The organism is Rathayibacter tanaceti (assembly GCF_001634385.1).
Lineage (GTDB): Bacteria > Actinomycetota > Actinomycetes > Actinomycetales > Microbacteriaceae > Rathayibacter > Rathayibacter tanaceti.
The window spans coordinates 1-24585 of sequence record NZ_LIIN01000005.1 but is presented as its reverse complement, the minus strand read 5'-3'; the positions used below and the strand labels follow the sequence as shown (position 1 = coordinate 24585).

Below are 24585 nucleotides of genomic sequence, written 5' to 3'. Positions count from 1 at the left end.
GACTCGAGACATGCCTGCCGGACCCGCCGTGATCACCTCTCAGCGCCTCCTGGCGCTCCTGTCCCTGCTCCAGTCGAACCACGAATGGACGGCACCGACCCTCGCCTCTCGTCTGAGGATCAGCGAACGCACCATTCGCCGCGACATCGACCGGCTGCGTGAACTGGGCTACCGGATCGACACCACCCGCGGCCCGGAGGGCGGCTACCGGCTGGGCGCGGGGGAGAGCCTGCCGCCTCTTCTCTTCGACGACGAGCAGGCACTCGCCGTCGCCATCACCCTGCAGACCGCCGCAATCACAGGTGCGGGAATCGAGGAAGCGGCCGCCCGTGCGCTCCAGACGGTCACGCGGCTCATGCCGGATCGACTCGCGCAGCGGATCGCCGGCCTGCGCGTCGGAGCGCTCGCATCGGAGCCGCGGGCGCCGCGCGCCGACGTCGACCCGGAGGTGCTGCTTCGGATCGGCGAGGCCGTCCAGAAGCGCGAGGAGATCCGCTTCGACTACGCGACCCCGGCCTCCGACTCGGGGGCCGAGGGCGGGCCGCCTCGGCGCACCGAACCGCACCACCTGCTGCTCAGCAACGGACGCTGGTACCTGATCGGATGGTCGACCCCCGAGGACGACTGGCGCATCTTCAGGGTCGACCGCCTCACTCTCCGCACGCACAACGGCCGCCGATTCGACCGCCACGAGATCCCAGGCGACGACCCGGCAGAATTCCTCGCCGCCCGGTTCAAAGGCTCCGAGCAGAAGAACCGTTGGCCCTGCCACGGGAAAGTCGTCATCGAGCTGCCGGCAGCGACTCTCGCCCCGTTCGCCGGCGACGGAACCCTCGAAGACCTCGGCGACGGCCGCTCCACCTACGAAGCAGGCTCCTGGTCCTGGGTGTCGCTCGCGGCCCTGCTCGGCCGATTCGGCGCCGAGATCGACGTGATCGAGCCTCCCGAACTCCGCGACGCCTTCGCCGAATTGGCGCGGAGGTACGCGCGCACCGCGCGCTGAACGCGCGAGCGCCGCCGGATCGTGCACCGTTCAGGCTTTCGGGCGCATCATCCGCTCTCCGATGCGAAGTGCGAGACGCTTGCCGAGCACCCTTGTCGACAGTGGCGAGGACGCGGTTCATGCGGCCGTCGATCACTGACGGCGCTGTAGTCGACGCCGCCCTCCACGCCGTCTCGACCACTTGGTGCGCCTGCCGCTTGCCCTTCGCCGCGCCGGGGTTCATCGGAGTCTCGGTGTCGCCGGGGGCGACCGAGAAGATCCGGAGACCGTGGCTGCGCTGCTCCTCCGAGAGCGCCTCGGTGAAGCGGATCACGTAGGCCTTGGAGGCGGCGTAGGCGGAGAAATGGGGGAGCGCCTGGTAGCCGGCTCCGCTGGCGATGTTGATGATCGTGCCGGATCCTGCGCCTCGCATCCGGATGACGGCGGCCTGCGTGAGCAGGGACAACGCGGTGATGTTGATGTCGACCATCCGGCGCAGCTCGTCGGGGTTCATCCGATCGATGTCGCCCTCCGGAGCGGTGCCCGCGCTGTTAACAAGGTGGTCAAGGCGGGGCAGCTGCTGATCGATCACCGAAACGAGGCCGGCGACCTCGGTCGGGTTCGAGAGATCTGCCGTGTGGAGGGAGGCGGCGATGGCGTGCTCCGCCGAGAGCTCCTCAGCCAGCGCCCACAGGGCGGCCTCCGAACGGGCGACGAGCAAGAGGTCGAAGCCCTCGCGGGCGTAGCGGCGAGCGAACTCGGCGCCGATCCCGGAGCTCGCTCCAGTGATCAGGGCGAGGGGGCGTGTCGTGGGGGTCATGGTGTCCTTCCGTGTCCCCTCAGACTAAACGGATACTTAGTCCGTTCGGACAGATCATCCGTTTTGCCGAAGGCTCGATAGGCTTCAGATCTATGGACGGTCTTCGGCGTGACGCCGCTCGCAATCGCGATCGCATCATCGAGGCGGCGAAGGAGCTTCTCCATCGCGGGGACGAGCTGGCCATGAATGCGGTCGCGCGCGCGGCCGATGTCGGGGTGGCCACGGTCTACCGGCACTTCGCGACCGTCGAGGAGCTCGAAGAGGTCGTCGTCTGGGACCGCTTCGACCAGCTCGACCGCCTTCTGAACGAGACGGCGCCAGACGGCCTGGACCGGACACTGACCGAGCACGTCGCCCTGCTGGCTACTGATCCGCTGTTCGAGAGAGTCACCGCCCGTCCGGACGCCGTGCTCCCTCAAACGGCCGCGAAGCGCGCCGCGCTCCTCGACCGCCTCGCCGAGGTGCTCGAGGACGCCCGGTCGAGAGGACGGGTACGCGTCGACGTGGACGCCGCGTCGATCCTCCTGCTCGCCTGCGGGACTGCGCACTCAGTCCGCAGCGCGGGGCTCGCGCCCGACAGCGACGCGGCACGGATTCTCCTCGACGTTCTCCTCCGGGGCCTTCGCCCCTAGCCGGCCGTGACTAGCCGTCGAGGCGGAGTTCGCCTTCCCGCTGATTTCTGGTCGACCCCTTCAAGTCTGCAAGGCGGTCGTTCTCAGCTGAGAGATCGCGCGTGCCGAGCGCTGCAGCCGATTCCGGCCCGGGCAGTAGCCTGGGGTCTCCGGCGGAGAAGGTGATCTCGACGTCCCAGGCGACACGGACGGAGATGGCGTCTGAGGTGCGGCGCGGTCTGCGCACGCCGGTCTCCTCCCGTCGTGATCCGTCGAATGCGGGCCAACACGCCGTGGCACGACAACCTGGCTCGGGCGCGCCGCCGTCGGAAACATTCAGGGGACCCGGTCGTCCCGGCGTAGCAACGTTATTCCGTCCTCCTCTGCCATCATTCGATAGTCCGAGCGCGCAGCCCGTCCAGGCGGTCCCTGCTCACCGGCCACTGCGACGGTAATCAGCTGCACGTCCAGGGCTTCGATCTCAAGGCGGCCGGTCGCAACGTCGTCGCCCGGGTCGACCGGGACGAGCTTGGTTGCGCCGGCGACGCTGGCACGAGGAGTGTGCGGAGTGCTGGAGGGGCGTGGCGCTGGACTTGAGGCTCGGGGGCGGGATGATGATGATCGTGACTACACCTCACTCCGCGGTCTTGACGACAGCTCGGCTCGCGCTGGTTCCTCCGACGGAGCGAGATCTTCCAGAACTGAATGAGCTCCATGCTGACCCTCGCGTATGGGAGCACCTTCCCGCGGGACGTCACACGTCCATGGAACAGACTCACGCTCTGGTGGACCCGTACATCGCGGGATGGAAGTCGAACGGTCTCGACGTCTGGGTAGCACGGGACAAAGGGACCGGTGCGCTCGTGGGGATCGGTGGGCCGAGTCTTCGCGGTGGACTCGCCTGGAATCTCTACTACCGGCTTGCGCCCACGGCGTGGGGCCGCGGCTACGCGCAGGAAATCATCGCAGCGACCCGCACCGCGCTCGCGGCGATGGGCTCGGATCTCCCGCTCGTCGCCTACCTGCTCGAGAACAATGAGGGTTCGCGCCGAGCCGCCGAGCGCGCCGGCCTGAACCTGATCTGGAGCGGTCCCGACCGCGGCAACCCGGATCCGAGCGCAGTACGTCTCGTCTTCGCCGACCGGCCGCTGAGCCCGGACGCTCTGCGGCTCTTCTGCCGATGACCAGCTTCGACACGCGGACCGGGGTGTTAGCTGGTGGTGAACTGAATCGTTGCCGCTGCGCTGTCAGCGCGGGCGGAGGCTTCTTCCGGGGTGGCTCCGATTGCGACGACCAGGCCCGCGCGATCATCTGATGAGTTGATCTCGCTCGTCCGATCGCCCGGACTAACGTGAATCTGGAGGTCGATGACTCCAGGGGACGTGCGCGCAGCGCTGATCCCGCTGATCGAATGGATCACTCCGGGCTCGATCATGAAGAAGCGCACGGTGGCGGCCTGTGGGGTGTCAATCGTGTCGGGCTCGAGCTTCTGGCCCGAGCGGATCGCGACGGCGGCATCGAGCAGGTCGACTCCGGTTGCCTGGCGCACGAGGTCGACGATGCGGTCGCCACCGTTACGGGTGTACGCCCGCACGGCGGCGATCGACCCGGAGGAGCTCGACGCCGACCCGGCCGCACCGGGAGCGCACAGCGACGACATCGGCCGGCCATAGCTCGTCCATAGGAAACTCCCGATACTGGAGGCATGAGCACCCCGGCCTCGTCGAAGCACCTCGCCCCCGCGCAGCGGACCCGCCTCAAGCGTGCCGACGGGACTCCCATCCGTGTCCTCGTCGTCGACGACGAGAGCAGCCTCACCGACCTGCTCCAGATGGCACTGCGCTACGAGGGCTGGGAGGTGCGCACCGCCGCGGAGGGCCGCGCCGCGATCACGATCACGAGGGAGTTCCGCCCGGACGTCATCGTGCTCGATGTGATGCTCCCCGACATCGACGGGCTCCAGGTGCTCCAGCGGGTCCGCGCCGACGGCAGCGAGACCCCCGTGCTCTTCCTCACGGCCAAGGACGCTCTCGACGACCGGATCGCCGGGCTCACGGCGGGCGGCGACGACTACGTCACCAAGCCGTTCTCGCTCGAGGAGCTCGTGGCCCGCATGCGCGGCCTGATCCGCCGGAGCACGCTGCTCGCGAACGACGCCGACGACCCCGAGGTGGTCGTGGGCGACCTCGTCCTCAACGAGGACAGCCACGAGGTGCGCCGCGGCAGCGACGACATCGAGCTGACCGCGACCGAGTTCGAGCTGCTCCGCTTCCTGATGCGCAACCCGCGCCGCGTCCTCAGCAAGGCGCAGATTCTCGACCGCGTCTGGTCGTACGACTTCGGCGGCAAGTCGAGCGTGGTCGAGATCTACATCTCCTACCTCCGCAAGAAGATCGATGCCGGCCGCTCGCCGATGATCCACACCGTGCGCGGTGCCGGGTACCTGCTTAAGCCCGCCGAGCAGTGACCCTCCCCGGCCGCCCCACGTTCGGCGACTTCGCGACCCGCTCCGCCCTGCGGAACTCGCGCAGCGGTCGGCGGGCCCCGTGGACCCTGCGGCGGAGGATGGTGGTCGCCGTGGTCGCGCTCGTCGCGGTGACGGCGGGGATCGTGGGCACGGTCAGCGTGGTCTCGCTCCGCCACATCCTCTACGAGAGCACCGACACGGCGCTCGCCCAGTCGCTCAAGCGCCTCCAGAAGTTCGACGGGCCGAGCCCCTACGTCGGCGCCTCCGGCATCGAGCGGGCGACCACCTGCCCCGGCAGCAGCTACGGGAGCGGTCCCAGCCAGAACCTCAGCACCATCACGGCGGCACGCGGCGAGGACGGCTCCTTCACCGGCGCGTACATCGACCGCGACGGCGCGTGTCAGCAGTTCGCCGAGGAGCCGGACTCGGTCCTGACGGCCGCCGTCGATGCCGGCGGCGCGACCACCACGATCGACCTCGGCGACGTCCTGGGCCAGTACCGGGTGCGCGCGACGGTGATCGACGGCGAGGTCGTCGTGGTCGGGGTCCCGCTGGGCGACGTCACCGACACGCTCGCCTCCCTCTCGTGGGCGGTCGTGGTCGTCGTCCTGCTCGCGATGCTGGTCGTGGCCCTGCTCGCCATGGCGATCATCCGCGTGGCGCTACGCCCGCTTGAGCGGGTGGAGGCCACGGCGACGAGGGTCGCCGAGCTGCCCCTCGAGCGTGGTGAGGTCGAGCTGGTCGAGCGCGTCCCGGAGGAGGACGCCGACACCCGCACCGAGGTCGGCCGGGTGGGCGCCGCGTTCAACCGCATGCTCGATCACGTCACCGGGGCCCTGGAGTCACGGCAGGCGAGCGAGAACAAGGTGCGCCAGTTCGTCGCCGACGCCTCGCACGAGCTGCGCACGCCGCTCGCGGCGATCCGCGGCTACGCCGAGCTACCCCGACGCGGCGAGGTCGAGCTGCCCGAGACGGCGGCCTACTCCCTCGACCGGATCGAGTGGGCCGCCACCCGGATGACCTCGCTGGTCGAGGATCTCCTGCTGCTCGCCCGGCTCGACGAGGGCCGTGACCTCGAGAAGGCTCCCGTCGACCTGACCCTGCTGCTGATCGACGCTGTCTCGGACGCCCACGCGGCCGGACCCGACCACGAGTGGGACCTGGAGCTTCCGGAGGAGCCGATCGAAATCCGCGGTGACGACTTCCGGTTGCACCAGGTGGTGGGGAACCTCCTGCGCAACGCGGCCGTGCACACCCCTCCCGGCACACGGGTGGTGGCGGCGCTCGCCGAGGGGCGCTCGGCGGGTCGGCCGATCGCCGTGGTGACGGTCACGGACTCCGGTCCCGGTATCGCCCCCGAGCTGATGCCGCGGCTCTTCGAGCGATTCGCCCGCGGCGACTCCTCGCGCGCCCGCACGACCGGATCGACGGGGCTGGGCCTCGCGATCGTCGCGGCGGTCGTCGATGCGCACGGCGGGCGCGTGCTCGTCGACTCGGAGCCGGGTCGGACGAGCTTCCGCGTGGAACTCCCTGCGGGGTGACGCCCCCGCCGCGCCGGCGGCATCCCGTGGTCGCTAGACCGAGACGCCCAGACGTCGGCGCGCGTCGTCGAGGGTCCGGACGACCTGCACCACCTCGTCGAGCGGATGCAGCGGCGATTCCGTGCGACCCTCCGCGACGTACTGCGCGAGGTGCAGCGCCTCCCAGGCGAGCCCTTCGCCGCCTCGGAGCGGCGACCGGTCGGTCCACGTCCCGCTCTCGGAGCCGCGCGTCAGCGTCACGGCGCTCGGGCTCCAGAACGGAGAGTGCACGTCGATCCGCCCGTCGCGTCCGGCCACCCACGCGGCCTGCGGAGTGTCGGCCAGCACGGTGGACGTCGCTATCGACTGCACGCCGTCGGCATGCCGCCCGACGATCGTCGCGGTCGCGTCGACTCCGGTCTCGGTGAGGCTCCCCGACACCTCAGTGCTCTGCGGGGTGCCGGCGATCATCGAGACGAACGAGGAGGCGTACACGCCGACGTCGAGCAGGCCGCCGCCCGCGAGCGCCGGGTCGAAGATGCGGCTCGTCGGATCGAAGGGGAACGCCCCGCCGAAGTCGGCCGAGACCAGTGCGAGCGGGCCGACGCCGCCGTCGGCGACCAGCCGGCGCACCACGTCCGTGTGCGGGAGGTAGCGCATCCACATGGCCTCCATCGCGAAGACTCCGGCGTCGCGGGCGGCGTGCACGATCATCTCGGCCTCGCCCGGAGTCGGAGCGAAGGGCTTCTCGACCAGGATGTGCTTGCCCGCCGCGATGGCGAGCAGGGCCTGACGGGCGTGCTCGGAGTGGGGCGACGCGATGTAGACGACGTCGACCTCGGGGTCGTCCACGACCGCGTCGTAGCCGGCCGAGGCGCGCTCGATGCCGAAACGCTGAGCGAACTGCTGGGCGCGCTCGAGGGACCGGGAGCCGACGGCGACGACGCGCTGCCGAGTGTGCTTCTGCAGGGCGCCGACGAAGCTCCCGGCGATCGAGCCCGGAGCGACGACCCCCCAGCCCAGAACAGGGGAATCGAGGAGGGAGGGGAGCCGTGGTTCCGGGAGCGTCAGTGCCATCCGTCCACGCTATCCCGAGCTCCGCGGCCCGCCCCGCTCGAGCGTCCAGGAGTCGTCGTGCTCGGTCGTCGAGTACGACGACTCCTGTGTTCTCTCGGGGTCTCGGCGCCCTAGGGTGTGACCGCGCGCGGAGCGGCGGCGGAGGAGGACACATGCCTGAGTGGTACACCCTGGGTGTCGTCGGTGCGGTCATCGTGGTCGTGGTGGTGGCGATCGTCCGGTTCCGCCAGAACCCGGTGCTCGTGCTCGCGGTCGGTGCCGCAGCGATCGGGCTCCTGACCGGGCTCGGACCGGTCGACACCGTCTCGACGATGACCCGCGGGTTTGGCGAGGTGATGAGGGAGGCGGGCCTCCTCATCGGCTGGGGCGTGCTGATCGGCGCGATGCTCAACGAGATGGGCGCCGTGGTGCGCCTCGTCGAGGGCCTGATGCGGATCTTCGGCCGCCGCGGCATCCCGTACGCACTGGGCCTCTCGTTCGCGACCTATCTGCAGACGATCTTCGTCGACGCGCTCATCGTCATCGCGGCGCCGCTCGCGCGGAGGATCGCGCCCCGGCTCGGTCGCGCGGGCACCGGCATCGTCGCCGTCACCTTCGCCGTCGGGCTCGAGATGGGGATCGTGATGATGGTCCCTGCATTCGCGGCGGTCGCCCTCGCGGGCCTGCTCGGCGTGCCGCTCGGCGTGATGATGCTCGGCGGGTTCGCCGTCGTCGCACCGACCGTCGTGGTCACGATCCTCCTGATGTCCCTCGCGTTCCGCATGGGTCTCTGGGACCCGGCTCGCGACGAGCAGGCCCTGCTGCGCGACGAGGTCCCGGTGCCCGTGGCGGCGTCGGGAGGCGAGTCGGGGCCCACCAGCCCCGACTTCTCGTTCCCGGGACACCCCGCCCCCGAGGGATCCGCAGACTCCTATGCCCCGCGCGAACGTCCCCTCCTGCTGCTCTTCGCCCCGATGCTCGTCGCGCTCCTGCTCATCGCCTCCGAGGCCGTGCTCACGGTCGCCGGAGCCGAGGTGCCAGTACTGCAGTTCCTGGGCGATCCCGTGATCGCCCTGCTGATCGCCGTGATCGCGACCGGAGCGATCGGCCGCTCGGTGGTCGGAGCGAAGCGGATCGAGAAGGCGGTCGCGAAGGGCTTCCAGGACGGCGGCCAGATCTTCCTGCTCACCGGGGTCGGCGGCAGCCTCGCGGCTATCATCGCGGAGGGCGACCTCGGCGAGCTGCTGAAGGGCTACTTCTCGGCGTCGGCGACCGCGCCGCTGATGCTCGTCTGGCTGATGGCGGCCGCCCTGCACATCGCGGTCGGCTCGGTGACGCTCTCGGCGATCACGGCCGCCGGAGTCGTGGCACCGGTCGCGGCGACGCTGGGCCTCGATCCGCTCCTGGTGGCGCTCGCCGCCGGCTCGGGTGCCCTGTTCTGCATCCACGTCACGTCGAACACCTTCTGGCTACTGCAGAGCTTCCTCGGCCAGTCGGTGCGCGGCGCCCTCAAGTCGGTGACGGTCGGCGTCTCGCTCGCCTCCGTCCTCGCCCTGGGTATGACGCTGCTGCTCTCGCTGGTGCTGCGCTGACGACTCTTCGTGCGGAGAGCCGTGGCGGGCGGACCCGCGCGAAGGGTCGATCCATGAGCGCGCGACCGCAGCGGGGAATCCGCCGGGGGTGGATCGCCGTCGCGGTGGTCTTCGCCGCGGGAGTCCTCGTCGTCCTGGCCAGCGTCGGATCGGGCAGCTGCACCGATGACGTGAGCGCGACCGGTGTCTGCACGAGCGACTCGCCCGTCGACTCCGTGGAGCGCTGGATCGCGGTCGGAGGCGCCGTCATCGCCTACGCGCTCCTGCCTGCCTTCCGCCGTCGCTGAGCGCGGCCGTCCCCGGATCGATCCGCCGCGAACGGCCCCCGGCTCGAGCGCGGGCGAGCCGTTCCCGCTGACCCGGTCCTTCGATCCGAGGAGCGCCGACGACGACCCGAGGCCGCCCTCAGCTGAAGCGCCCGCCCGCGCCTCCGTCGGGTGCGATCGACTGGATCTCGGCGAGGTCGTCGTCCGTCAGAACGGCCGCCGCGGCCGCCGCATTCTCCTCGACGCGTCGAGGGCTGCGGGAGCCCGGGATCGGGACGATGTAGTCCTTGCGGGCGAGCAGCCACGCCAGCGCCAGCTGTGAGAGGCTCGCGCCCTTGCGCTCGGCCAGCGCCGAGAGCCGGCCCACGATCGCGAGGTTCGCGTCGAAGTTCTCGTCGTTCCACCACGCCAGGCCGCGTCGGAAGTCGGTCTCGTCGTAGCGGTCGCGGTGCTGGACGGCTCCGGTCAGGAAGCCCCGCGCCAGAGGCGAGTAGGAGACGAATCCGATCCCGAGCTCCTCGACGGCCGGGAGGATCGGCTCGACGTCGTGCGCGAAGATCGAGTACTCGGTCTGCAGGGCCGTGATCGGGTGGACCGCGTGGGCAGCGCGGAGCAGATCGCCGTCCGCCTCCGAGAGACCGAGGTACTTGACCTTCCCCTCGTCGATGAGCTCCTTCATCGTTCCGATGACGTCCTCGATCGGCACCGCGGGGTCGGGGCGGTGCTGGTACAGCAGATCGATGGAGTCGGTCCTGAGATTGCGGAGGCTGTTGGCCACGACCTCGCGGATGTGCTCGGGCCGGGAGTCGACTCCGAACTCGCGGGTGACGCCGAACTTCGTCGCGAGGACGATTTCGTCGCGGAAGGGTGCGACGGCGCGTCCGAGGAGCTTCTCGCCCTCACCCCAGCCGTACATCTCCGCCGTGTCGAAGAGCGTGACTCCGAGCTCGTGAGCGCGGCGGATGGTCGCGATCGATTCGGTGTCGTCGCTCGGCCCGTAGCCCATGGCGGCGCCCATTGCGCCGTAGCCGATGGCCGAGACCTGGAGGCCCTCGGTGCCGAGGGCGCGCTGATGGGGAGATCCTGAAGGTGTCATAGTGACACTCTACGACATAACTGTCTGAATCAGACATTATTGTCCGACTATGCTCGGCTCATGCGCGATCAGAGGACGAGCCTGCGGGAAGTGACGCGCGATGCTGTCCGTGCCCGGATCTCCGCCACCGCCATCGACCTGTTCGCCGAGCACGGCTTCGATGAGGTGACGGTCGAGCAGGTCGCTGCCGAGGTCGGCATCTCGACGCGCAGCTTCAACCGCTACTTCCCAGCCAAGGAGGATGCGGTGATCGGCGACACGGCGGCTTGGGGCGAGCACGTCCGCGAGGCGCTCGTCGCGCGCCCGCTGGACGAGCCGGTGTGGGACTCTCTGCGCCACTCCTTCCTCTCCCTGCTCGCTCTCTCCGACGCCCACGACGATCGCCAGAAGCGCGCGATCCGCGTCCTCGGCAGCACCCCGTCCCTCCGTGCGCGCAACCTCGAGAAGCACCTGCAGTGGGAGCAGCTGCTCTCGCCCGTCGTCGCCTCCCGCTCGAGAGGTGACGACGCCGAGGTGCGGGCACGTGCGATCGTGCAGTCGAGCCTCGCCTGCTTCGATGTCGCGATCGCGACCTGGGCCCGGCGCGACGAGACCCGGAGTCCCGCACAACTCGTCACCGCCTGTTTCGCCGCTCTCCGCGACTCCTGAGGGCGCGTCGTGCTCCGCCCACGGCCGTCGCCCAGGTCCTCCTCCTCGCCTACAGCGCGCTGTGGCTCGTCGTCACCCTGGACACGCTGTGGCTGGCGCGGTTCGTGAAGGTCGAACCGCGCGCCCGTGCAGCGTTGGCGGCGACGGTCCTCGTTCTCCTTGCGTCAGTTGGAACAGCGGGCTACGGCAGTCACCTCATCGGGATCTCGCGCGAGCTGCTCTCGAACGTGTTCGGCGACGGCCAGATCGCGGCGCCCGTCGACGGCCGGTACAACATCCTCCTGCTGGGCGACGACGCTGCTCGCGTCGTTCGTGACGATGCTCCCCGTCGACGACGCCGCCGCGTCCACGCTCAGCGACCCGTTCGACCCCGAGGTGCTCGTCGCGACGAGCATGCGGGCCGGTGCGCTCGACGAGGCGCAGATCGACCTCGGCGAAGGGCCCCCCTGGAGGGCCTATCGGAGCGGACGGCCTGACGAGCTGAACGTCTCGCGCGCCGAGGACGTCGGCGCATGGCTCTTCTTCTGCTCCGACCTCGCGGCGGCCGGCGTGCAGTCGGTGCTCTGCGTCCTCCTCGTCCTCGGCACGCTCGGCGTCGGCGCCGTCTCGCTCTACTGCGACGCATCGGTCGTGCTCGAGCCCGAGGAGCTGCGTGTAGCGAGGGGCCTCGCCGCCGTCCTGGCCCGCGCGATCATCGCGCAGGCGCTCGAGAGGGCGCAGAGCGGAGGCGGCACGCACGACGCGACCCTTTCCCGCTGCGAGGTCCATCAGGCGACCGGGATGGTCGTCAGCCAGACCGGATCCTCCATCGACGATGCACTGCTGCTGATCCGCGCGCACGCCGTCGCCACCGGCACGACCGTCCGCGAGGTCGCGTCGCGCGTCGTCGCGCGAACCCTGGACTTCACTCCCGACGCCGCGTCGGACGACGGAAAGTAGGACCTCGCATGCCCCCAGCGAGCGGATGCACCTCATCGAGGCACTGCAGCTCTCGGCCGGCGACGGTCCGTGCATGGAGTCGTACACCACCGGATCCGCGATCACGGCGGGCACGCTCGACGACATCCAGAGCCGGTGGCCGGCGTTCGCCGACGCGGTGGGGGAGGACGAGCCGGTCGAAGCTGCGATCGACGTTGGCGCTCCACTGGAACGCCCCGGCCGTCTCGTAGGAGACGAACCCGTGCAGGGTGGAGCGGAAGGCGCGGATCGCGTCGATGGCGTCGTCCCCGTCGAGCCGGTAGGCGGTGAGCACGTCGGCGATCACCTGGATCGCCGCCACCGAGATCGCCTCGTCCTCGACGTCGCCGGGCGCCGGCATCCGGTTGGCCGCCTCGCAGCGGGCGGGGTGCTGCAGCGCCCACCCGCGGTACGCGTGCGACATCGCCGAGATCGCCTCCGCTCCCGAGCGGCCGGCGGAGGCCCTCGCGAGCACCTCGCCTAGGTCGCGCTTGGCCCGGACGGCGATGTCGCGGTGCAGGCCAGCCATCGAGTCGATGTGCTTGTAGAGGGAGGGCTGACGGACGCCGAGCCGCTCGACGAGGGCGGAGAGGGTGAGCGTCGCGAGACCGACCTCGTCGGCCATCGCGGCAGCCTCCTCCGCGACGCGGTCCCGGGTCGGTCCGGCCCTAGGTACGGGTGCCGTCGTTCGCTGGAGTCATGGAGGCTTATGCAAAACTCCGATTTGTCGACCCGGATGGCGCCCCCGACCAGGCCTTTCGTGGGGTGTGCTGAGGGTTTTGCATAAGCCTCTTGGTCGTGCAGTGCTCGAAAGCTTCCACACGCCGAAATCGTGCAGATTGTACGCATCTATTGGCCAGGATTCACTCAGCAACTATCTATGTCTCATTCAGCACAAATTCATGCCTCAGACTCCCACAGAAGCGGGTCTGTTGCAGATGAAGCCCCGCCTGTATGTTGTGCCAAAACAACCAACAGGAGGCATCATGCAGATGCATAAGAAGATTGGATGGACCGTTATGTGCGGGGTATTGCTTGCCTCAACGGTGGTGCAGGGCGGGGCTGCTAGCGCCGAGGAGAGCGACGGCGTACTCGAAGCATTGACCGACGTCACGGCTCAATCCGCGTCGACAGCCACGAGAGTTCTCGATAACGTCGCCGTTGTTCCCATGGATAACGCGGGCAACTCGGCTGTCGACACGACCGTCCAGGGCGCGGAGGTCGTTATTCCGACTGACCTGTCCGACCCGGTCAACCTTTGGATCCCGGGGTCGGACGCGGGAATGACAATCTCGTTGCCGTTCTCAGACAAAGCCTCATCGGCCGAAGTTCTCAGCCCCGGTATTGTTTCATTCAACAACAACAACACCAGCACGGCAGCTGTCACCAAGGATGACGGGAGCCTCGTCATCGCAACCGTCATCGACAGCAGCGACGCTCCCGATCGGTACACCTACACGGTGAACGGTGCTCCGGGCAGTTCCCTTCAGGCGCAGACCGACGGAACGGTTTTCCTGATGGACGAAGCGAACGAAAACATCCTCGGCGGATTTCTGCCTGCCTGGGCTCGCGACGCGGCAGGCAACGACGTACCTACTCGCTACGAAATCACCGGCAGCGAACTGACGCAGATCGTAGACCTGAGCTCGCCTGACATCGTCTTCCCAGTGGTTGCCGACCCTCAAGCCGGCTACACCCTCCTCGAGGGTGTCTGGAAGAACAGGCCGGGCGGATACTCCTACGGCACCGGCTCGCAGTGGTCCACCCGGCTCAGCGCATGGGGAGCCACAGTATGGGCTTCGGGCCTCGTCGGACACCAGACGGTGAAGACGCAGGGCTGGGTCGAGTGGGTCAACGGAGTTGCCCCGACCACGACCACTATTCACCAGCAGTTTGACTGCCATGCGGTCTTCGGATACGCAATCTGGAAAGCGGGGATCTGGTGGGACTTCGAGACTGCTCGCCAATCCCACCCGAATTGGTTTACTGACCCGAAGGACTGCAATTGGCCGTGATTACATCCCAATGGAACTCACGAGCAAGGCTTGTTGCGTGGATTGTTGTAGTTGGTCTTATTGCGCTCGCCCTGCTCATCACGCTACTCATCGCCGTGATAACCGCGACAATTCTCGTCGATCAGATTCCGGGAGGCGACGCCGGACTCGCGACCACGCCAGAACTTGAATCGGCTTACAAAACCATGAACTGGTCGTTCCCAACCTTAATCGGTGTAGTTGCGATCGGGATTCTTGTGCCACTCATCGCTAAGCGCAGAGGGCGCGATCGAGCAAAATCCCGATGAATCACGCCGGGTGCGATAGCACCTCGTATTGAGCAGCGAGGTGGTGACCGCTCCAGGTCGTCACCTCGCCGTTCTTCTTGGCCGAGTCGGCACTCTCACCCAGACCGGCTCCGTGTTCGGCTTCGAGACGGGGAGGTCGCCGCGAGCATGCTCGTCCCCAGTCCTAGCCAGCGACTCCGAGTGAGCACAGAGTGCCGCCACCGAATGAGCAACTCCACACGCAGAGCACAGCAGGCGCCCGGAGCGTCCCGCTGGACGATCCCCAAACGGGACGCCGCCAAGGATCCACACCGCGGACTCCAAGCCGAAACGCTGAGCGAACTGCTGGGCGCGCTCGAGGGACCGGGAGCCGACGGCGACGACGCGCTGCCGCCTGTGCTTCTGCAGAGCGCCGACGAAGCTCCCGGCGATCGAGCCCGGAGCGACGACCCCCCAGCCCAGAACAGGCAAGCTCCGAGCGGGGGAGTCGAGGAGGGAGGGGAGCCGTGGTTCCGGGAGCGTCAGTGCCATTCGTCCACGCTATCCCGAGCTCCGCGGCTCGCCCCGCTCTCGTCCGCCACGAGACTCCGGGACGTGTCGTCCCGGATGCTCGAGTCCTGCGCTCGCTCGGCAGCCGCGACGCCCCGGGTGCGACCGCGTTCGGTGCGACGACCGGAGGAGGACGTCGTGCCCGAGTGGAAACACCCCGTCGGTGCGAACGTCAGATCGACGGGGCCGCTGTCGAGGAAACAGGGGTCGGCCCTGCGGCGCTCAGACGCCCCAGTTCGCCGACGGCGCGCGGATCGCCGAGATGGTGACCTCGTCGTCCGCGATCGCCATCACGGAGTTCACCAGATCGGAGCCGTCGGAGGACCCGACCGAGGTCGCGTCGAACAGGAAGAGCCCGGCGGCCCCGGCGCCTGCGCTCTCGGGATGCTCTGCGCGCACGTCGGCGGTCGCGTCGCCCACCGAGACTCCGCCCAGGGTGCTGACCGCGACATCGCCGACCGCGGGGGCGGTTGCGCCGACCAGGAAGTCGGGCTCGGGGTACTCCGGCTCCGGATCGCCCGCGTCGTAGACCTCGGTGTCCTTGACGGTGAATCCGGGCCAGGTGTAGGCGCGCGAGCGGAACCCCTCGTAGGGCACGTCGTCCGACTCGGTGGGAGTGCTGCCGAACGCCTCCGTGAGCGCCGCGATCGCGCCTGTCCCGTTGCGGTAGTCCCAGGTGCCGAGCCCGGCTCCGGAGGCGTCCACCAGCGAGAACGAGGTCGGGCCGATCAGCAGGCTCGTCGCGTCCGACATCGCGGGCTCCGGTGGGCCCGATACGCCAGGGGTGGGCGTCGGGGATCCGGGATCGCTCGCCGTCGGAGCGGTGGAGGAGGCCGGCGCGGGGTCGGTCGAGACCGGAGCGGTGGCAGCCTCCCCGGTGGAGGACGTCGGCTCCGTTCCCGGTTCGACGGGGACGCAGCCGGCCAGAGTGGCGGCGACGACGGCCGTCACGACGGCGGCCGCGAGGGTGCGGGAACGGATGCGCATGGTGGAGGGCCTTCGGAGACGGAGGGCGGGGGCCCCGGATCGTCCCCCTCCGCTCATCCTCGGGCCGAGGAGCCCCCATCAGGCATGCTGCGCGATAACGATCCGGTACGACCTGACCGAGGACGACGTCAGTACACGAACCACTGCAGCCACTCGCGGTTGTGCGCGTGCACGAGCGCGAGGAACACGACCAGGTCGAAGAGCAAGTGCACGCAGATCACGTAGGTGAGCGACTTCGTCTTCGAGAAGATGTAGCCCTGCAGCAGGGCGAAGGGGATCGTGAACGCCGGAGCCCACTCGCGGTAGCCGAGCTCCCAGAGGAACGACACGAACACCACCGCCTGCAGGATGTTCGCCTGCCAGATCGGGAGGTGGCGGCGCAGCACGGCGAACACGACGCAGATGAAGAACAGCTCGTCCCAGATGCCGACGAACCCGACGCCGACGAACAGGCGCGCGATCTCGTCGGGCGCAGAGATCGCCGGCCAGTTCAGGTAGGCGCCCGAGCGGATGAAGTAGAACGGCAGCAGGATCCAGCCGAGCACGACGACCGCCGGTAGATACGACTTCTCGAGGGTCGTCCAGCGCTGACCGGTCCGCAGCGGGAAGCGGATGATCCGCCGCTTCGTCCCGTAGTGGTCGATCGCCCAGGGCACGGCGACGGCCGCCGAGAGCACGAACCCCATCAGCGCCATGTTGGGGTAGTCGAGGTTGGCCTCGACCGAGATCGTGCTGACGATGACGAGCCCCGCCGCGATCAGCGACAGGTCGACGGCGAGAGTGCGGTCGATCAGGAGCGCCAGCAGGAGGCTCGCCGCGAGCACGAGGTAGCCCGCGATCGGCAGGCGCAGACCGAACAGCAGCAGTGCCGAGAGCGAGATCCCCGCGGCCGGGGCGAGCGCGGGTTTCACGGGTCCAGGGTAGGCGGAGGAGCCTGCCTCCGGGGTGCATTCACAGTGAAGTGTTATCACCATGAAGCTATCATGATCGGAGGCGGCACGAGGTCGTCACGGAACGGAAGCGATCCACGATGCCCACCACCTCCACCCCCCGCGTCCTCGTCACCGGCGCGAGCATCGCCGGACCCGCGCTCGCCTGGGGTCTCGAGCGCTCCGGATTCGACGTCACGGTGCTCGAGCGCTCGCCCGCCCAGCGCGAGACCGGGCAGAACATCGACGTCCGCGGCATCGGCAGAGACGTCGTCGACCGGATGGGCATCCGCGAGACGGTGCTGCAGAACCTCACGGGGGAGCAGGGCACTCGGTACGTCGACGACTCCGGGCGCCCCTACGCCCTGTTCCCCCGAGCGGAGGGGGAGGACGGCCCGACCGCTGAGATCGAGATCCTCCGCGGTGCCTTCGCCCAGATCCTCGTCGATCTCGTCTCGGACTCTGTCGACCTGCGATACGGCGACTTCATCGCCGGTGTCGAGCAGGATTCCACCGGTGTCGACGTCCGGTTCGACAGCGGAGCCGCCGAGCGCTTCGATCTCGTCGTCGTCGCCGAGGGGCGCAGCTCGCGGACACGGCGGCTCCTCTTCGCCGACGAGACCGAGTACCGCGACTTCGGCGTCAGCATCACCTACGGCACGATCGACCGCCTCGACTCCGACGTCGACCAGTGGGACTGGTACACCGCCACGAAGGGCCGGGTCGCCTCGATCCGCCCGGACAACCTCGGGACGATCCGCGCGAGCATGTCGTTCGAGTCCGAGCCGATGGGGTTCGAGAAGCTGCCGGTCGACGCGCAGATGTCGATCCTGCGCGAGCGCTTCCGAGGTGCGGGCTGGCAGACCGAGCGCATCCTCGACGGATTCGCCGCCCGCCCCGACGAGTTCTACACGCAGCGGATGGAGCAGGTGGTCGTGTCGCGCTGGAGCAAGGGCCGTGTCGTCCTCCTCGGCGACTCGGCGTGGGGATCCGGTCCGACGGGCATGGGCACGACGCTCTCGCTCGTCGGCGCTCACATCCTGGCCGGAGAGCTCGCGGCGGCCGGTCCTCCGCAGCAGGCCTTCGCCCGCTACGAGCGACTGCTGCGCCGGTACGCCGACAGTGCGCAGGGCCTTCCGCGCGGCGGGGCGCGACTGCTGCACCCGTCGTCCCGGGCGGGAGTCAGGGCGATGCAGACCCTGCACCGCGCGGCCTCCGCCGCACCGCTACGCCGCCTCGCGCAGAGCGCCCTGCTCACCAGCGCGCGGAACGTGCCCGAGCTGCCGGCCTACCCGAGCCTCAGGGCGTGACGCGCGTCGGCCGTGACACGGCAGAATCCCCTGCATGACAGACCTCCGTTCCGAGACGCTCGAGGCCCTCCGTCGCTACGCGGTGCGCTACCAGGAGTCGTCGCACCACTTCGCGACATGGATGCGGCTCCCCACGACCGACGGCGTGGCACTGGGCGAGATCCTCTGGGCCGAGAACGCGGGCGACCCGCTCTCGGCGGCGCGACTCCGGCTGCGGATCGGTCTGACGTCGGGCGCGACGAACGCCCTCGTCAACCGCCTCGAGGAGCGCGGCCTCGTCCGCCGCAGCCGAGAGAGCACCGACCGGCGCATCGTCAGCCTCCGCGTCACCGAGACGGCGCGGCGCCAGAGCAGCGGGTTCCTCGGCAGCCGTGCCGAGGAGCTGGACGCCGCCCTCGCGGACTACGATTCGGCGACCCTCACGACGATCCGCGACTTCCTGGACCGGTTCGCCGGCATCCTCCCGATCGGCGAGTCCGCGTGATCGTCGCGGCCGCGCACCGGCCGGAGGCGCGTGCACGGCAGAATGGGTCGGGATGACCTCCACACCGCCTCCGCTCGGCCTCCTCCTCGACGTCGACGGCCCCATCGCCAGCCCCGTGACGCGCACCATCTCGATCCCGGCGATCGCGGACGACCTCGTCGCGCTCGCCAACGCGGGGATCCCGCTCGTGTTCAACACGGGTCGCTCCGACGCGTTCCTGCGCGAGCGCGTGCTGCCCTCGCTCCTCGAGCGGGGCGTCTCGCCCGAGGCGCGCATCGTCTGCGTCTGCGAGAAGGGCGCGGTGTGGTTCACCGTCGACTACCGCGGCACCTCGGAGCCGATCGTCGACGAGTCGCTCGCGATCCCCGAGGCGGTGGCCCGCGACCTCGAGCGGATGATCCGCTCCGACTACGACGACCTCGTCTTCTTCGACGAGACCAAGCGCGCGATGGTCTCGGCGGAGCAGCTCGTCGACCTCCCAAGCGAGGACTACCTCGAGCGCCAGCTGGTCTTCGACGCCGACGCGCTGCAGATCATGACGGCCGCGGGCCTCGGAGTCGAGCGCCGCGGCATCCGCTACCCGAACGAGCAGGGGACGGTCGACTACCGCATCGACCCGACGGTGATCTCGACCGACATCGAGTCGAACCGCCTCGGCAAGGACTTGGGCGCCCAGCGCGCCGTCGAGCTGCTCGGCGCGACGGGGGCGATCCCGCAGCGCTGGCGCACGGTCGGCGACTCCCGGAGCGACTACGCCATGGCCGACTGGCTGTTCGAGCACGCGTACGACGTCGCCCACGTCGACGTCCGCCCGGCGGAGGGCGTGCCCGAGAAGCCCTACCCCGTGCTCGTGGTCGACGGCCTGGTCAACGACGAGGCCGGCGCGAGCGTGCTGAAGCGCTGGACCGAGCTCGTCGCCGACGAGACGACCCCCGAGGTCGGCGGCGGGATCTCGCTCCACTCCCGCGACTGATCCGCCACCCCTCGTCCGCATCCACGGGGGTCGCTAGCGTTCGAGGCATGAGAATCGCAGTCACCGGTGGATCCGGCAAGCTCGGCCGCAGCGTCGTCACCCGCCTCCGGGCATCGGGCCACGACGTGTTCAACCTCGACCGTGCGGGGGAGCGCGGGGCGGGCTTCGTCCGCACCGACGTCTCCGACTACGGCCAGGTCGTCGACGCCCTGCAGTCGGTGAACGACCAGTACGACGGAGTCGACGCCCTGGTGCACCTCGCCGCGATCCCGCTCCCGGGATGGTCCCCGACATCGCCACCTTCCACAACAACATGACGTCGACGTTCAACGTCTTCCACGCGGCGATCCGCGCGGGGATCCGCACCATCGTGCACGCGTCGAGCGAGACCGTCCTCGGCCTGCCGTTCGACGAGGCACCGCCCTACATCCCCGTCGACGAGCAGTACCCGGCCCGCCCGGAGTCGGTGTACTCGCTGACCAAGGTGCTCGAGGAGGCGCTCGCCGTCGAGCTCTGCCGCTGGCACCCCGACCTCACGATGATCGGCCTGCGCTTCTCGAACGTCATGGACGAGGCGGACTACGCCGAGTTCCCGTCGTTCGACTCCGACGCCCTGGCCCGCAAGTGGAACCTCTGGGGCTACATCGACGGCCGCGACGGTGCCCAGGCGGTCGAGAAGGCGCTCGAGCTCGACGCGACCGGTTACGACCGCTTCATCATCGCGGCCGCCGACACCGTCATGACGCGGCCCAACGCCGAGCTGGTCGCCGAGGTCTTCCCCGGCGTCGAGATCCACGGCGAGCTCGGAGTGAACGACACCCTGCTCTCGATCGACCACGCCCGCGAGGTCCTCGGCTACGCCCCCGAGCACTCCTGGCGCGACTCGCAGAGCTGACGCCCCACCGGGAGCACCTCCGGCTCGCAGAAACACGTTCGGCTCGCAGGAATCCGCGGATTCTGCGAGCGAACGTGGTGTCACGAGCCGGAGCTCAGGAGGTCAGACCTCAGTCGGGGATGTAGTTGAACGAGTCGGGGTCGGGCCCGGTCCGCTGGTCGCGGTTGAGCGCCGTGATCGCCGTCATCGACTCGTCGTCCAGCTCGAAGTCGAAGAGCGCGAAGTTCTCCTCGACGCGGGCGCGCGTCACCGACTTCGGGAAGACGATGTCGCCGCGCTGGAGGTGCCAGCGCAACACGACCTGGGCGGGGGAGCGGCCGACGTTGCCGGCGATGCGCGTGATGGCTTCGTCGTCGAGGACGAGCCCCTGCGCGATCGGCGACCACGCCTCCGTGGCGATGCCGTGCTCCGTGCCGTAGGCGCGCAGCTCCTCCTGGGTCAGGTAGGGGTGGACCTCGATCTGGTTCACGGCCGGGACGATGGTCGCCTCGGCGCGGAGCCGGTTGAGGTGGTTGGTCTGAAAGTTGGAGACGCCGATCGCCTTCGCCTTGCCGCTGCGGTAGATCTCCTCCATCGCCTTCCAGGTCTCCAGGTAGTCGCCCACGTTCGGCAGCGGCCAGTGGATCAGGAAGAGGTCGACGTAGTCGAACTGCAGCTCGCCGAGGGTGACGTCGATCGCGGCGAGAGCGTCCTCGCGAGCGTGGAAGCCGTTGTTCAGCTTGCTCGTGACGAAGACCTCCGAGCGGTTCAGGCCGGAGGCGCGGACGGCCTCGCCCACGCCGGCCTCATTGCCGTACATCTCGGCGGTGTCGATGTGGCGGTAGCCGACCTCGAGCGCCGCGAGGGTGGCGTCCTTGGTCTCGGCGGGGTCGATCTGGAAGACGCCGAATCCCAGCTGGGGAATCTCGATTCCGTTGTTCAGGGTGATCGTGGGGACAGTGTTCTCGTCCGTGCTCATACTCGAGCGTCCTTTCGTCGGTGTGCAGATTCCAGTCCAGGCCCCGGAGCCTCTCGGCTGCAAGGCCTTGCGCGGCGCGCGAACACGACGAAGGCCCCGGCGCGGACGCGGGGGCCTTCGAGTCGCGTGATGCTTACGCGCGGGACTTGCGGCCCGTGATCGCGCCGTAGATCAGCAGGACGATGATCGCGCCGACCACCGCGAGGATGATGCTGACGACGTTGAAGCCCATCGGGTCGTCGCGCCCGAAGAGCGCTCCACCGATGAATCCGCCGAGCAGCGCGCCGACGATGCCGAGGATGATGGTGATGATCCAGCCACCGCCCTGCTTGCCGGGGAGGATGAGCTTTGCGAGTGCCCCGGCGATGAGGCCGAGGACGATCCAACCGATGATGCCCATGGTGTTTTCTCCTTCGTGTCAATGCTCGATCGGCCGTTCCGATGCGAGCGTCGACGCCGGTCGTGATGGCGTCGTGAGTCGAGTGGTGACGGTCAGCGGAGGGAGCGCTGCACCTTGTCGCGAGCCTTGGCCGCGACCTTGGCGAAGTGCTTCGCTTCACGCTTCGAGGTCTTCTTGAGCTTCTTGCGCGTCTTCTTCGTGGCCGGGTCGTTCCACACGCCGAGAGCGAGATGACGGAGCTCCTCATAGCGAGCACGACCGGCGCGGGCGCCGAAGACGTACGCGGCGAAGGCGACCAGTGCCAGCAGGACGAGGCGGGGATTCATGCGGTGACCCTTCCGTGGGAGAGCACCGGGTCGTGCTCGACATCCATTTGACTCTCCTGCGCAAGTCGTGACAAACCGGTGCCCGACCATTGACACGGCCCCCTCTCGTCGTGTTCCGCGTGCGCGTATACCCGACTCGGCCGAGGTGGCGGACTCGGCACGGACATCCGCTCTACACAGGACTGGACGCTGTCCCGGTCGAGAAGCGCGCGTGCAGGTAGCGCCCGTAGCCGCCCTCGACGCGGTTGTCGCGGCGCCCGGAGGTGACGACCTCGCCGCGGTCGGTCGCTCCGATCCGCGCGCCGCAGGCCCGCAGCCGCTCGACGAGCAGCACGTCCTCGTGCAGCGGTTCCGAGCCGAAGCCGCCGGCGGCGAGGTACGCGCTCGCCCGCACCCCGAGGTTCGCTCCGTGGATGCTGCCGATCGACTCCTCCCGCGCCCGGATGTCGCGCCAGCGCGCGTATGCCCCGGGGGAGAGATCGGCGGGATCGGGCCGCACGGTCCCGAGGAGAACGTCGTGCCAGCGCGCGTGCTCGACGTGCGCCGCCAGCCAGTCCCGGGGCACGACCGTGTCCGCGTCGGTGCTGGCGATCCAGACCCGCTCGGCCGGTGTCGCGACGGAGGCGAGCGCGTGCGCGATCCGGCGGAGCGGGGCCCCCGACGCCGCAGCGTGCGAGCTCCAGAACCTCGGCGCCCGCCGCCCGGGCGTGCTGCGCCGTCGCATCCGTGCAGCCGTCCGCAGCGATGAGGATTCGGACCGCGACGTCCGGCGCCGTGCGGGCGAGGGAGGCCGCGCCGGCCTGCACCGAGGCGATCGCCGAGCCGATCCGCCCCTGCTCGTCGTGGGCGGGTATGACGACGAGGACCTGCTCGATCCGGTTCACGTCAGCCCTGTCCGCCGGGCGACCGAGCGGCCGTCCCGGGAGTGCACCTCGAGCAGCAGGTCCTCCTCCTCGTGCCGCGCGAGACGGTGCAGGCCCAGCCCGGCGACGGCGGCCTGCACCGCGTCCCCGTCGAGCTCGAGCCCATCGATCGGGTGGCGCCAGTGCACGGTGACCAGCTCGCCGGTGGGAGCGAGCGAGTCGCGGATGCTGTGCAGCACGCTCGTCAGCGCCTCTCGGCCGAGGTAGTAGCCCACCTCCGAGAGCACCACCAGGTCGAAGGGTCCGGCCGGCGTGCCTCGGGTGATGTCGTGGTGCGCGACCTGGACGTGGTCGAGCGGAGCGAGCCTCCGCTCGGCCCGCTCGACCGCGGCGGCGGACACGTCGATCGCGAGCAGCCGGTCGGCGCGCACCGCGAGGTCCTCGGCCAGCACCCCGATCGAGGCGCCGATCTCGAGCACCGAGCCGTAGCGCCGCTCGGGGAGGCTCGCGAGCGTGAGGGCCCGCTTGCGCTGCTCGTACCAGCGGCTGGTGTAGCCCCACGGGTCCTCGTGCCGCGCATACAACTCGTCGAAGTAGCTCATCGGATCCTCACCAGCCGGTCGTCTCCCGCGAAGGTCCGCAGGAAGAGAGGATGCAGCACCGGATCTGCGCCCTCCGGCCCGCGGTCTGTCTGGCTCCGGTAACACGCTCGCGCTCGCCGCGTCCGCTCGCGGAGCTCGTCGTCGAGCCCCACGCGCACCAGCGTCTCCCACGGCACCTCGGCGTCCTCCGGCTCGGCCCAGTGCCACAGCCAGATCGGCGCGGCCAGCAGCGGATGTCCGAGATCGCCGGCTGCCTCGGCGCAGACCTCGCCGACCACCCGGTGATCGCGGTGCCCGTCGCCCGCCCAGGTCGAGAGGAGGAGGACCGAGCCGGTGGTTCCCGCGGCGCGCTCGCGCACCTCCCGGCCGATGCGCTCGCGGTGCCCGGGCGTCGCGGAGTCGGGCACGTCGAGGAACGCCAGCCCGATTCCGTCTCCGAGCTGAGCGAGAGCGGCCTCCGCCTCGGCTCGCCGAGTGGCCACGAGTCCGGAGTCGCGCTCGCCGTGCGAGGCGGCTCCGTCGGTCACGATCACCACGTCGACGGGGAGGCCGCGCCTCCTCGCTAGAGCGAGGGTGCCTCCGCAGCCGAGCGTCTCGTCATCGGCGTGCGCGACGACGGCGAGCACCCGGTCCACCCCGGAGGGCAGGGTCAGCAGCGGGAGCCGGTCGCGCCGGCCGTCCTCGCTCCAGCGCTCGAGCGGAGTTCCCTCGAGGCGCCCGTCGAAGGGCCGGCTCACCAGCGGTCCGCCGCACCTGAAGCGAGGACCGCGCGACCGAGGGCCGCGTCGTCGCGCTCGGCGTGATGCTGGCGCACGTAGAGAGTGAGATCGGCGACGCGCTTGCTGTGCTCGGCGTCGAGGGCAAGCGGCGCCGGGCCGAGCGCTCGGCCGGCCCGCACGAGGATCTCCTCCACTGCGCCGGCAACGCTCGCTCGCACGCGCTTGGCGAGCAGGGAGCCGCTGACGCCGTCGGCCCGGCCCGCGTCGATCGCCGCGGCGGCCTCGTCGAGGGCG

The 24585-nt window shown here is 69.6% G+C and carries 27 protein-coding genes and 3 pseudogenes; 16 read left to right on the top strand and 14 right to left on the bottom strand.

The features are described 5' to 3' along the window. Window positions 1-10 precede the first annotated feature (10 nt). The gene (locus tag ACH61_RS01425) at window positions 11-1003 is read left to right on the top strand and encodes a helix-turn-helix transcriptional regulator (RefSeq protein WP_068207693.1); all 993 of its coding nucleotides are present in this window, start codon (window positions 11-13) and stop codon (window positions 1001-1003) included. Between the two features lie 119 nt (window positions 1004-1122). After that, on the top strand, window positions 1123-1320 hold the full coding sequence (locus ACH61_RS17785) for a hypothetical protein (RefSeq protein ID WP_068207687.1): 198 nt from the start codon (window positions 1123-1125) through the stop codon (window positions 1318-1320). Here the strand turns inward: ACH61_RS17785 and ACH61_RS19185 are convergent. Continuing rightward, window positions 1230-1802, bottom strand: a pseudogene (locus ACH61_RS19185) (SDR family NAD(P)-dependent oxidoreductase); the annotation flags it as partial. The gene ACH61_RS17785 and the pseudogene ACH61_RS19185 overlap by 91 nt on opposite strands. Window positions 1803-1894: 92 nt before the next feature. On the opposite strand from ACH61_RS19185, the gene ACH61_RS01410 reads away from it, so the two are divergent. Continuing rightward, on the top strand, window positions 1895-2434 hold the full coding sequence (locus ACH61_RS01410; protein WP_068207678.1) for a TetR/AcrR family transcriptional regulator: 540 nt from the start codon (window positions 1895-1897) through the stop codon (window positions 2432-2434). 590 nt (window positions 2435-3024) lie between these two features. Then, window positions 3025-3597 carry a GNAT family N-acetyltransferase gene (locus ACH61_RS01405; protein ID WP_082844919.1) on the top strand — a complete coding sequence of 191 codons (573 nt, stop codon included), beginning with the start codon at window positions 3025-3027 and terminating at the stop codon, window positions 3595-3597. 26 nt (window positions 3598-3623) lie between these two features. On the opposite strand, the gene ACH61_RS01400 is transcribed toward ACH61_RS01405, so the two are convergent. Then, window positions 3624-4007, bottom strand: a complete 384-nt coding sequence (locus ACH61_RS01400; RefSeq protein ID WP_132504740.1) for a hypothetical protein — start codon at window positions 4005-4007, stop codon at window positions 3624-3626. 111 nt (window positions 4008-4118) lie between these two features. On the opposite strand from ACH61_RS01400, the gene ACH61_RS01395 reads away from it, so the two are divergent. Both ACH61_RS01395 and ACH61_RS01390 read left to right on the top strand, forming a co-directional pair. Beyond that, window positions 4119-4880, top strand: coding sequence for a response regulator transcription factor (locus ACH61_RS01395; protein ID WP_068207672.1), 762 nt, complete (start codon window positions 4119-4121; stop codon window positions 4878-4880). Then, window positions 4877-6421 (top strand): sensor histidine kinase, encoded by a 1545-nt coding sequence (locus ACH61_RS01390; RefSeq protein WP_068207669.1) that lies wholly within the window; start codon window positions 4877-4879, stop codon window positions 6419-6421. The genes ACH61_RS01395 and ACH61_RS01390 overlap by 4 nt, the downstream gene beginning before the upstream one ends. Before the next feature lie 33 nt (window positions 6422-6454). Here the strand turns inward: ACH61_RS01390 and ACH61_RS01385 are convergent, their stop codons facing one another. After that, complete coding sequence (locus tag ACH61_RS01385) at window positions 6455-7477, bottom strand: Gfo/Idh/MocA family protein (RefSeq protein WP_068207666.1); 1023 nt, start codon at window positions 7475-7477, stop codon at window positions 6455-6457. Window positions 7478-7629: 152 nt separating this feature from the next. Between ACH61_RS01385 and ACH61_RS01380 the strand changes: the two genes are divergently transcribed. Then, a complete protein-coding gene (locus ACH61_RS01380; protein ID WP_068207663.1) occupies window positions 7630-9048 on the top strand; it encodes a GntP family permease in 1419 nt (472 codons plus the stop codon). Window positions 9049-9101: 53 nt separating this feature from the next. Beyond that, window positions 9102-9335, top strand: a complete 234-nt coding sequence (locus ACH61_RS01375) for a hypothetical protein (RefSeq protein ID WP_068207660.1) — start codon at window positions 9102-9104, stop codon at window positions 9333-9335. Window positions 9336-9453: 118 nt separating this feature from the next. Here the strand turns inward: ACH61_RS01375 and ACH61_RS01370 are convergent, their stop codons facing one another. After that, window positions 9454-10410, bottom strand: coding sequence for an aldo/keto reductase (locus ACH61_RS01370; RefSeq protein ID WP_068207658.1), 957 nt, complete (start codon window positions 10408-10410; stop codon window positions 9454-9456). 60 nt (window positions 10411-10470) lie between these two features. Here ACH61_RS01370 and ACH61_RS01365 point away from each other — a divergent pair, with 60 nt between their 5' ends. Next, window positions 10471-11058, top strand: a complete 588-nt coding sequence (locus ACH61_RS01365; protein ID WP_068207655.1) for an acyl-CoA-like ligand-binding transcription factor — start codon at window positions 10471-10473, stop codon at window positions 11056-11058. Window positions 11059-11376: 318 nt separating this feature from the next. Continuing rightward, the gene (locus ACH61_RS01360; RefSeq protein ID WP_236713489.1) at window positions 11377-11997 is read left to right on the top strand and encodes a GAF and ANTAR domain-containing protein; all 621 of its coding nucleotides are present in this window, start codon (window positions 11377-11379) and stop codon (window positions 11995-11997) included. On the opposite strand, the gene ACH61_RS01355 is transcribed toward ACH61_RS01360, so the two are convergent. Beyond that, the gene (locus ACH61_RS01355; protein ID WP_068207649.1) at window positions 11963-12640 is read right to left on the bottom strand and encodes a TetR-like C-terminal domain-containing protein; all 678 of its coding nucleotides are present in this window, start codon (window positions 12638-12640) and stop codon (window positions 11963-11965) included. The genes ACH61_RS01360 and ACH61_RS01355 overlap by 35 nt on opposite strands. A 361-nt stretch (window positions 12641-13001) precedes the next feature. On the opposite strand from ACH61_RS01355, the gene ACH61_RS01350 reads away from it, so the two are divergent. Continuing rightward, complete coding sequence (locus ACH61_RS01350; RefSeq protein WP_068207647.1) at window positions 13002-14030, top strand: hypothetical protein; 1029 nt, start codon at window positions 13002-13004, stop codon at window positions 14028-14030. Continuing rightward, the gene (locus tag ACH61_RS16655) at window positions 14027-14317 is read left to right on the top strand and encodes a hypothetical protein (RefSeq protein WP_153038770.1); all 291 of its coding nucleotides are present in this window, start codon (window positions 14027-14029) and stop codon (window positions 14315-14317) included. Before ACH61_RS01350 ends, ACH61_RS16655 begins: the two co-directional genes overlap by 4 nt. Before the next feature lie 750 nt (window positions 14318-15067). Here the strand turns inward: ACH61_RS16655 and ACH61_RS01345 are convergent. Then, a complete protein-coding gene (locus ACH61_RS01345) occupies window positions 15068-15832 on the bottom strand; it encodes an RAD23 family protein (RefSeq protein WP_068207644.1) in 765 nt (254 codons plus the stop codon). Window positions 15833-15960: 128 nt separating this feature from the next. Beyond that, the gene (locus tag ACH61_RS01340) at window positions 15961-16743 is read right to left on the bottom strand and encodes a CPBP family intramembrane glutamic endopeptidase (protein WP_068207639.1); all 783 of its coding nucleotides are present in this window, start codon (window positions 16741-16743) and stop codon (window positions 15961-15963) included. Between the two features lie 119 nt (window positions 16744-16862). Here ACH61_RS01340 and ACH61_RS01335 point away from each other — a divergent pair, with 119 nt between their 5' ends. The 4 genes and pseudogenes from ACH61_RS01335 (at window position 16863) to ACH61_RS01320 (ending at window position 20423) form a co-directional block, all read left to right on the top strand. After that, a complete protein-coding gene (locus ACH61_RS01335) occupies window positions 16863-18071 on the top strand; it encodes an FAD-dependent monooxygenase (protein WP_068207636.1) in 1209 nt (402 codons plus the stop codon). 34 nt (window positions 18072-18105) lie between these two features. Beyond that, a complete protein-coding gene (locus tag ACH61_RS01330; RefSeq protein WP_068207633.1) occupies window positions 18106-18555 on the top strand; it encodes a MarR family winged helix-turn-helix transcriptional regulator in 450 nt (149 codons plus the stop codon). Between the two features lie 52 nt (window positions 18556-18607). Next, on the top strand, window positions 18608-19528 hold the full coding sequence (locus ACH61_RS01325) for an HAD family hydrolase (RefSeq protein ID WP_068207630.1): 921 nt from the start codon (window positions 18608-18610) through the stop codon (window positions 19526-19528). Further along, window positions 19456-20423, top strand: a pseudogene (locus ACH61_RS01320) (NAD-dependent epimerase/dehydratase family protein). The gene ACH61_RS01325 and the pseudogene ACH61_RS01320 overlap by 73 nt, the downstream one beginning before the upstream one ends. A 109-nt stretch (window positions 20424-20532) precedes the next feature. Here ACH61_RS01320 and ACH61_RS01315 read toward each other — a convergent pair. The 7 genes and pseudogenes from ACH61_RS01315 to ACH61_RS01285 form a co-directional block, all read right to left on the bottom strand. Continuing rightward, entirely contained in the window at window positions 20533-21381 is an 849-nt protein-coding gene (locus ACH61_RS01315) for an aldo/keto reductase (protein ID WP_068207626.1), read from the bottom strand. A gap of 133 nt (window positions 21382-21514) precedes the next feature. Next, entirely contained in the window at window positions 21515-21781 is a 267-nt protein-coding gene (locus ACH61_RS01310; RefSeq protein WP_068207623.1) for a GlsB/YeaQ/YmgE family stress response membrane protein, read from the bottom strand. 92 nt (window positions 21782-21873) lie between these two features. After that, entirely contained in the window at window positions 21874-22107 is a 234-nt protein-coding gene (locus ACH61_RS01305; protein WP_068207620.1) for a hypothetical protein, read from the bottom strand. 172 nt (window positions 22108-22279) lie between these two features. Next, complete coding sequence (locus ACH61_RS01300; protein WP_068207617.1) at window positions 22280-22831, bottom strand: glycosyltransferase family 2 protein; 552 nt, start codon at window positions 22829-22831, stop codon at window positions 22280-22282. 156 nt (window positions 22832-22987) lie between these two features. Further along, entirely contained in the window at window positions 22988-23572 is a 585-nt protein-coding gene (locus ACH61_RS01295) for a class I SAM-dependent DNA methyltransferase (protein WP_068207614.1), read from the bottom strand. Further along, entirely contained in the window at window positions 23569-24309 is a 741-nt protein-coding gene (locus ACH61_RS01290; RefSeq protein ID WP_068207611.1) for a PIG-L deacetylase family protein, read from the bottom strand. Before ACH61_RS01290 ends, ACH61_RS01295 begins: the two co-directional genes overlap by 4 nt. Beyond that, window positions 24306-24585, bottom strand: a pseudogene (locus tag ACH61_RS01285) (acyl-CoA dehydrogenase); the annotation flags it as partial. The gene ACH61_RS01290 and the pseudogene ACH61_RS01285, both read right to left, overlap by 4 nt.

Coding starts and splice junctions, on each gene's coding strand:
- ACH61_RS01355 (WP_068207649.1), bottom strand. CDS start 12,640: ATGGCCGACGAGGTCGGTCTCGCGACGCTCACCCTCTCCGCCCTCGTC.
- ACH61_RS01325 (WP_068207630.1), top strand. CDS start 18,608: ATGACCTCCACACCGCCTCCGCTCGGCCTCCTCCTCGACGTCGACGGC.
- ACH61_RS01410 (WP_068207678.1), top strand. CDS start 1,895: ATGGACGGTCTTCGGCGTGACGCCGCTCGCAATCGCGATCGCATCATC.
- ACH61_RS01305 (WP_068207620.1), bottom strand. CDS start 22,107: ATGAATCCCCGCCTCGTCCTGCTGGCACTGGTCGCCTTCGCCGCGTAC.
- ACH61_RS01300 (WP_068207617.1), bottom strand. CDS start 22,831: ATGCGACGGCGCAGCACGCCCGGGCGGCGGGCGCCGAGGTTCTGGAGC.
- ACH61_RS17785 (WP_068207687.1), top strand. CDS start 1,123: ATGCGGCCGTCGATCACTGACGGCGCTGTAGTCGACGCCGCCCTCCAC.
- ACH61_RS01360 (WP_236713489.1), top strand. CDS start 11,377: ATGCTCCCCGTCGACGACGCCGCCGCGTCCACGCTCAGCGACCCGTTC.
- ACH61_RS01370 (WP_068207658.1), bottom strand. CDS start 10,410: ATGACACCTTCAGGATCTCCCCATCAGCGCGCCCTCGGCACCGAGGGC.
- ACH61_RS01310 (WP_068207623.1), bottom strand. CDS start 21,781: ATGGGCATCATCGGTTGGATCGTCCTCGGCCTCATCGCCGGGGCACTC.
- ACH61_RS01350 (WP_068207647.1), top strand. CDS start 13,002: ATGCAGATGCATAAGAAGATTGGATGGACCGTTATGTGCGGGGTATTG.
- ACH61_RS01335 (WP_068207636.1), top strand. CDS start 16,863: ATGCCCACCACCTCCACCCCCCGCGTCCTCGTCACCGGCGCGAGCATC.
- ACH61_RS01385 (WP_068207666.1), bottom strand. CDS start 7,477: ATGGCACTGACGCTCCCGGAACCACGGCTCCCCTCCCTCCTCGATTCC.
- ACH61_RS01380 (WP_068207663.1), top strand. CDS start 7,630: ATGCCTGAGTGGTACACCCTGGGTGTCGTCGGTGCGGTCATCGTGGTC.
- ACH61_RS01330 (WP_068207633.1), top strand. CDS start 18,106: ATGACAGACCTCCGTTCCGAGACGCTCGAGGCCCTCCGTCGCTACGCG.
- ACH61_RS01375 (WP_068207660.1), top strand. CDS start 9,102: ATGAGCGCGCGACCGCAGCGGGGAATCCGCCGGGGGTGGATCGCCGTC.
- ACH61_RS01405 (WP_082844919.1), top strand. CDS start 3,025: ATGATGATGATCGTGACTACACCTCACTCCGCGGTCTTGACGACAGCT.
- ACH61_RS01365 (WP_068207655.1), top strand. CDS start 10,471: ATGCGCGATCAGAGGACGAGCCTGCGGGAAGTGACGCGCGATGCTGTC.
- ACH61_RS01295 (WP_068207614.1), bottom strand. CDS start 23,572: ATGAGCTACTTCGACGAGTTGTATGCGCGGCACGAGGACCCGTGGGGC.
- ACH61_RS01345 (WP_068207644.1), bottom strand. CDS start 15,832: ATGCGCATCCGTTCCCGCACCCTCGCGGCCGCCGTCGTGACGGCCGTC.
- ACH61_RS01315 (WP_068207626.1), bottom strand. CDS start 21,381: ATGAGCACGGACGAGAACACTGTCCCCACGATCACCCTGAACAACGGA.
- ACH61_RS01425 (WP_068207693.1), top strand. CDS start 11: ATGCCTGCCGGACCCGCCGTGATCACCTCTCAGCGCCTCCTGGCGCTC.
- ACH61_RS01395 (WP_068207672.1), top strand. CDS start 4,119: ATGAGCACCCCGGCCTCGTCGAAGCACCTCGCCCCCGCGCAGCGGACC.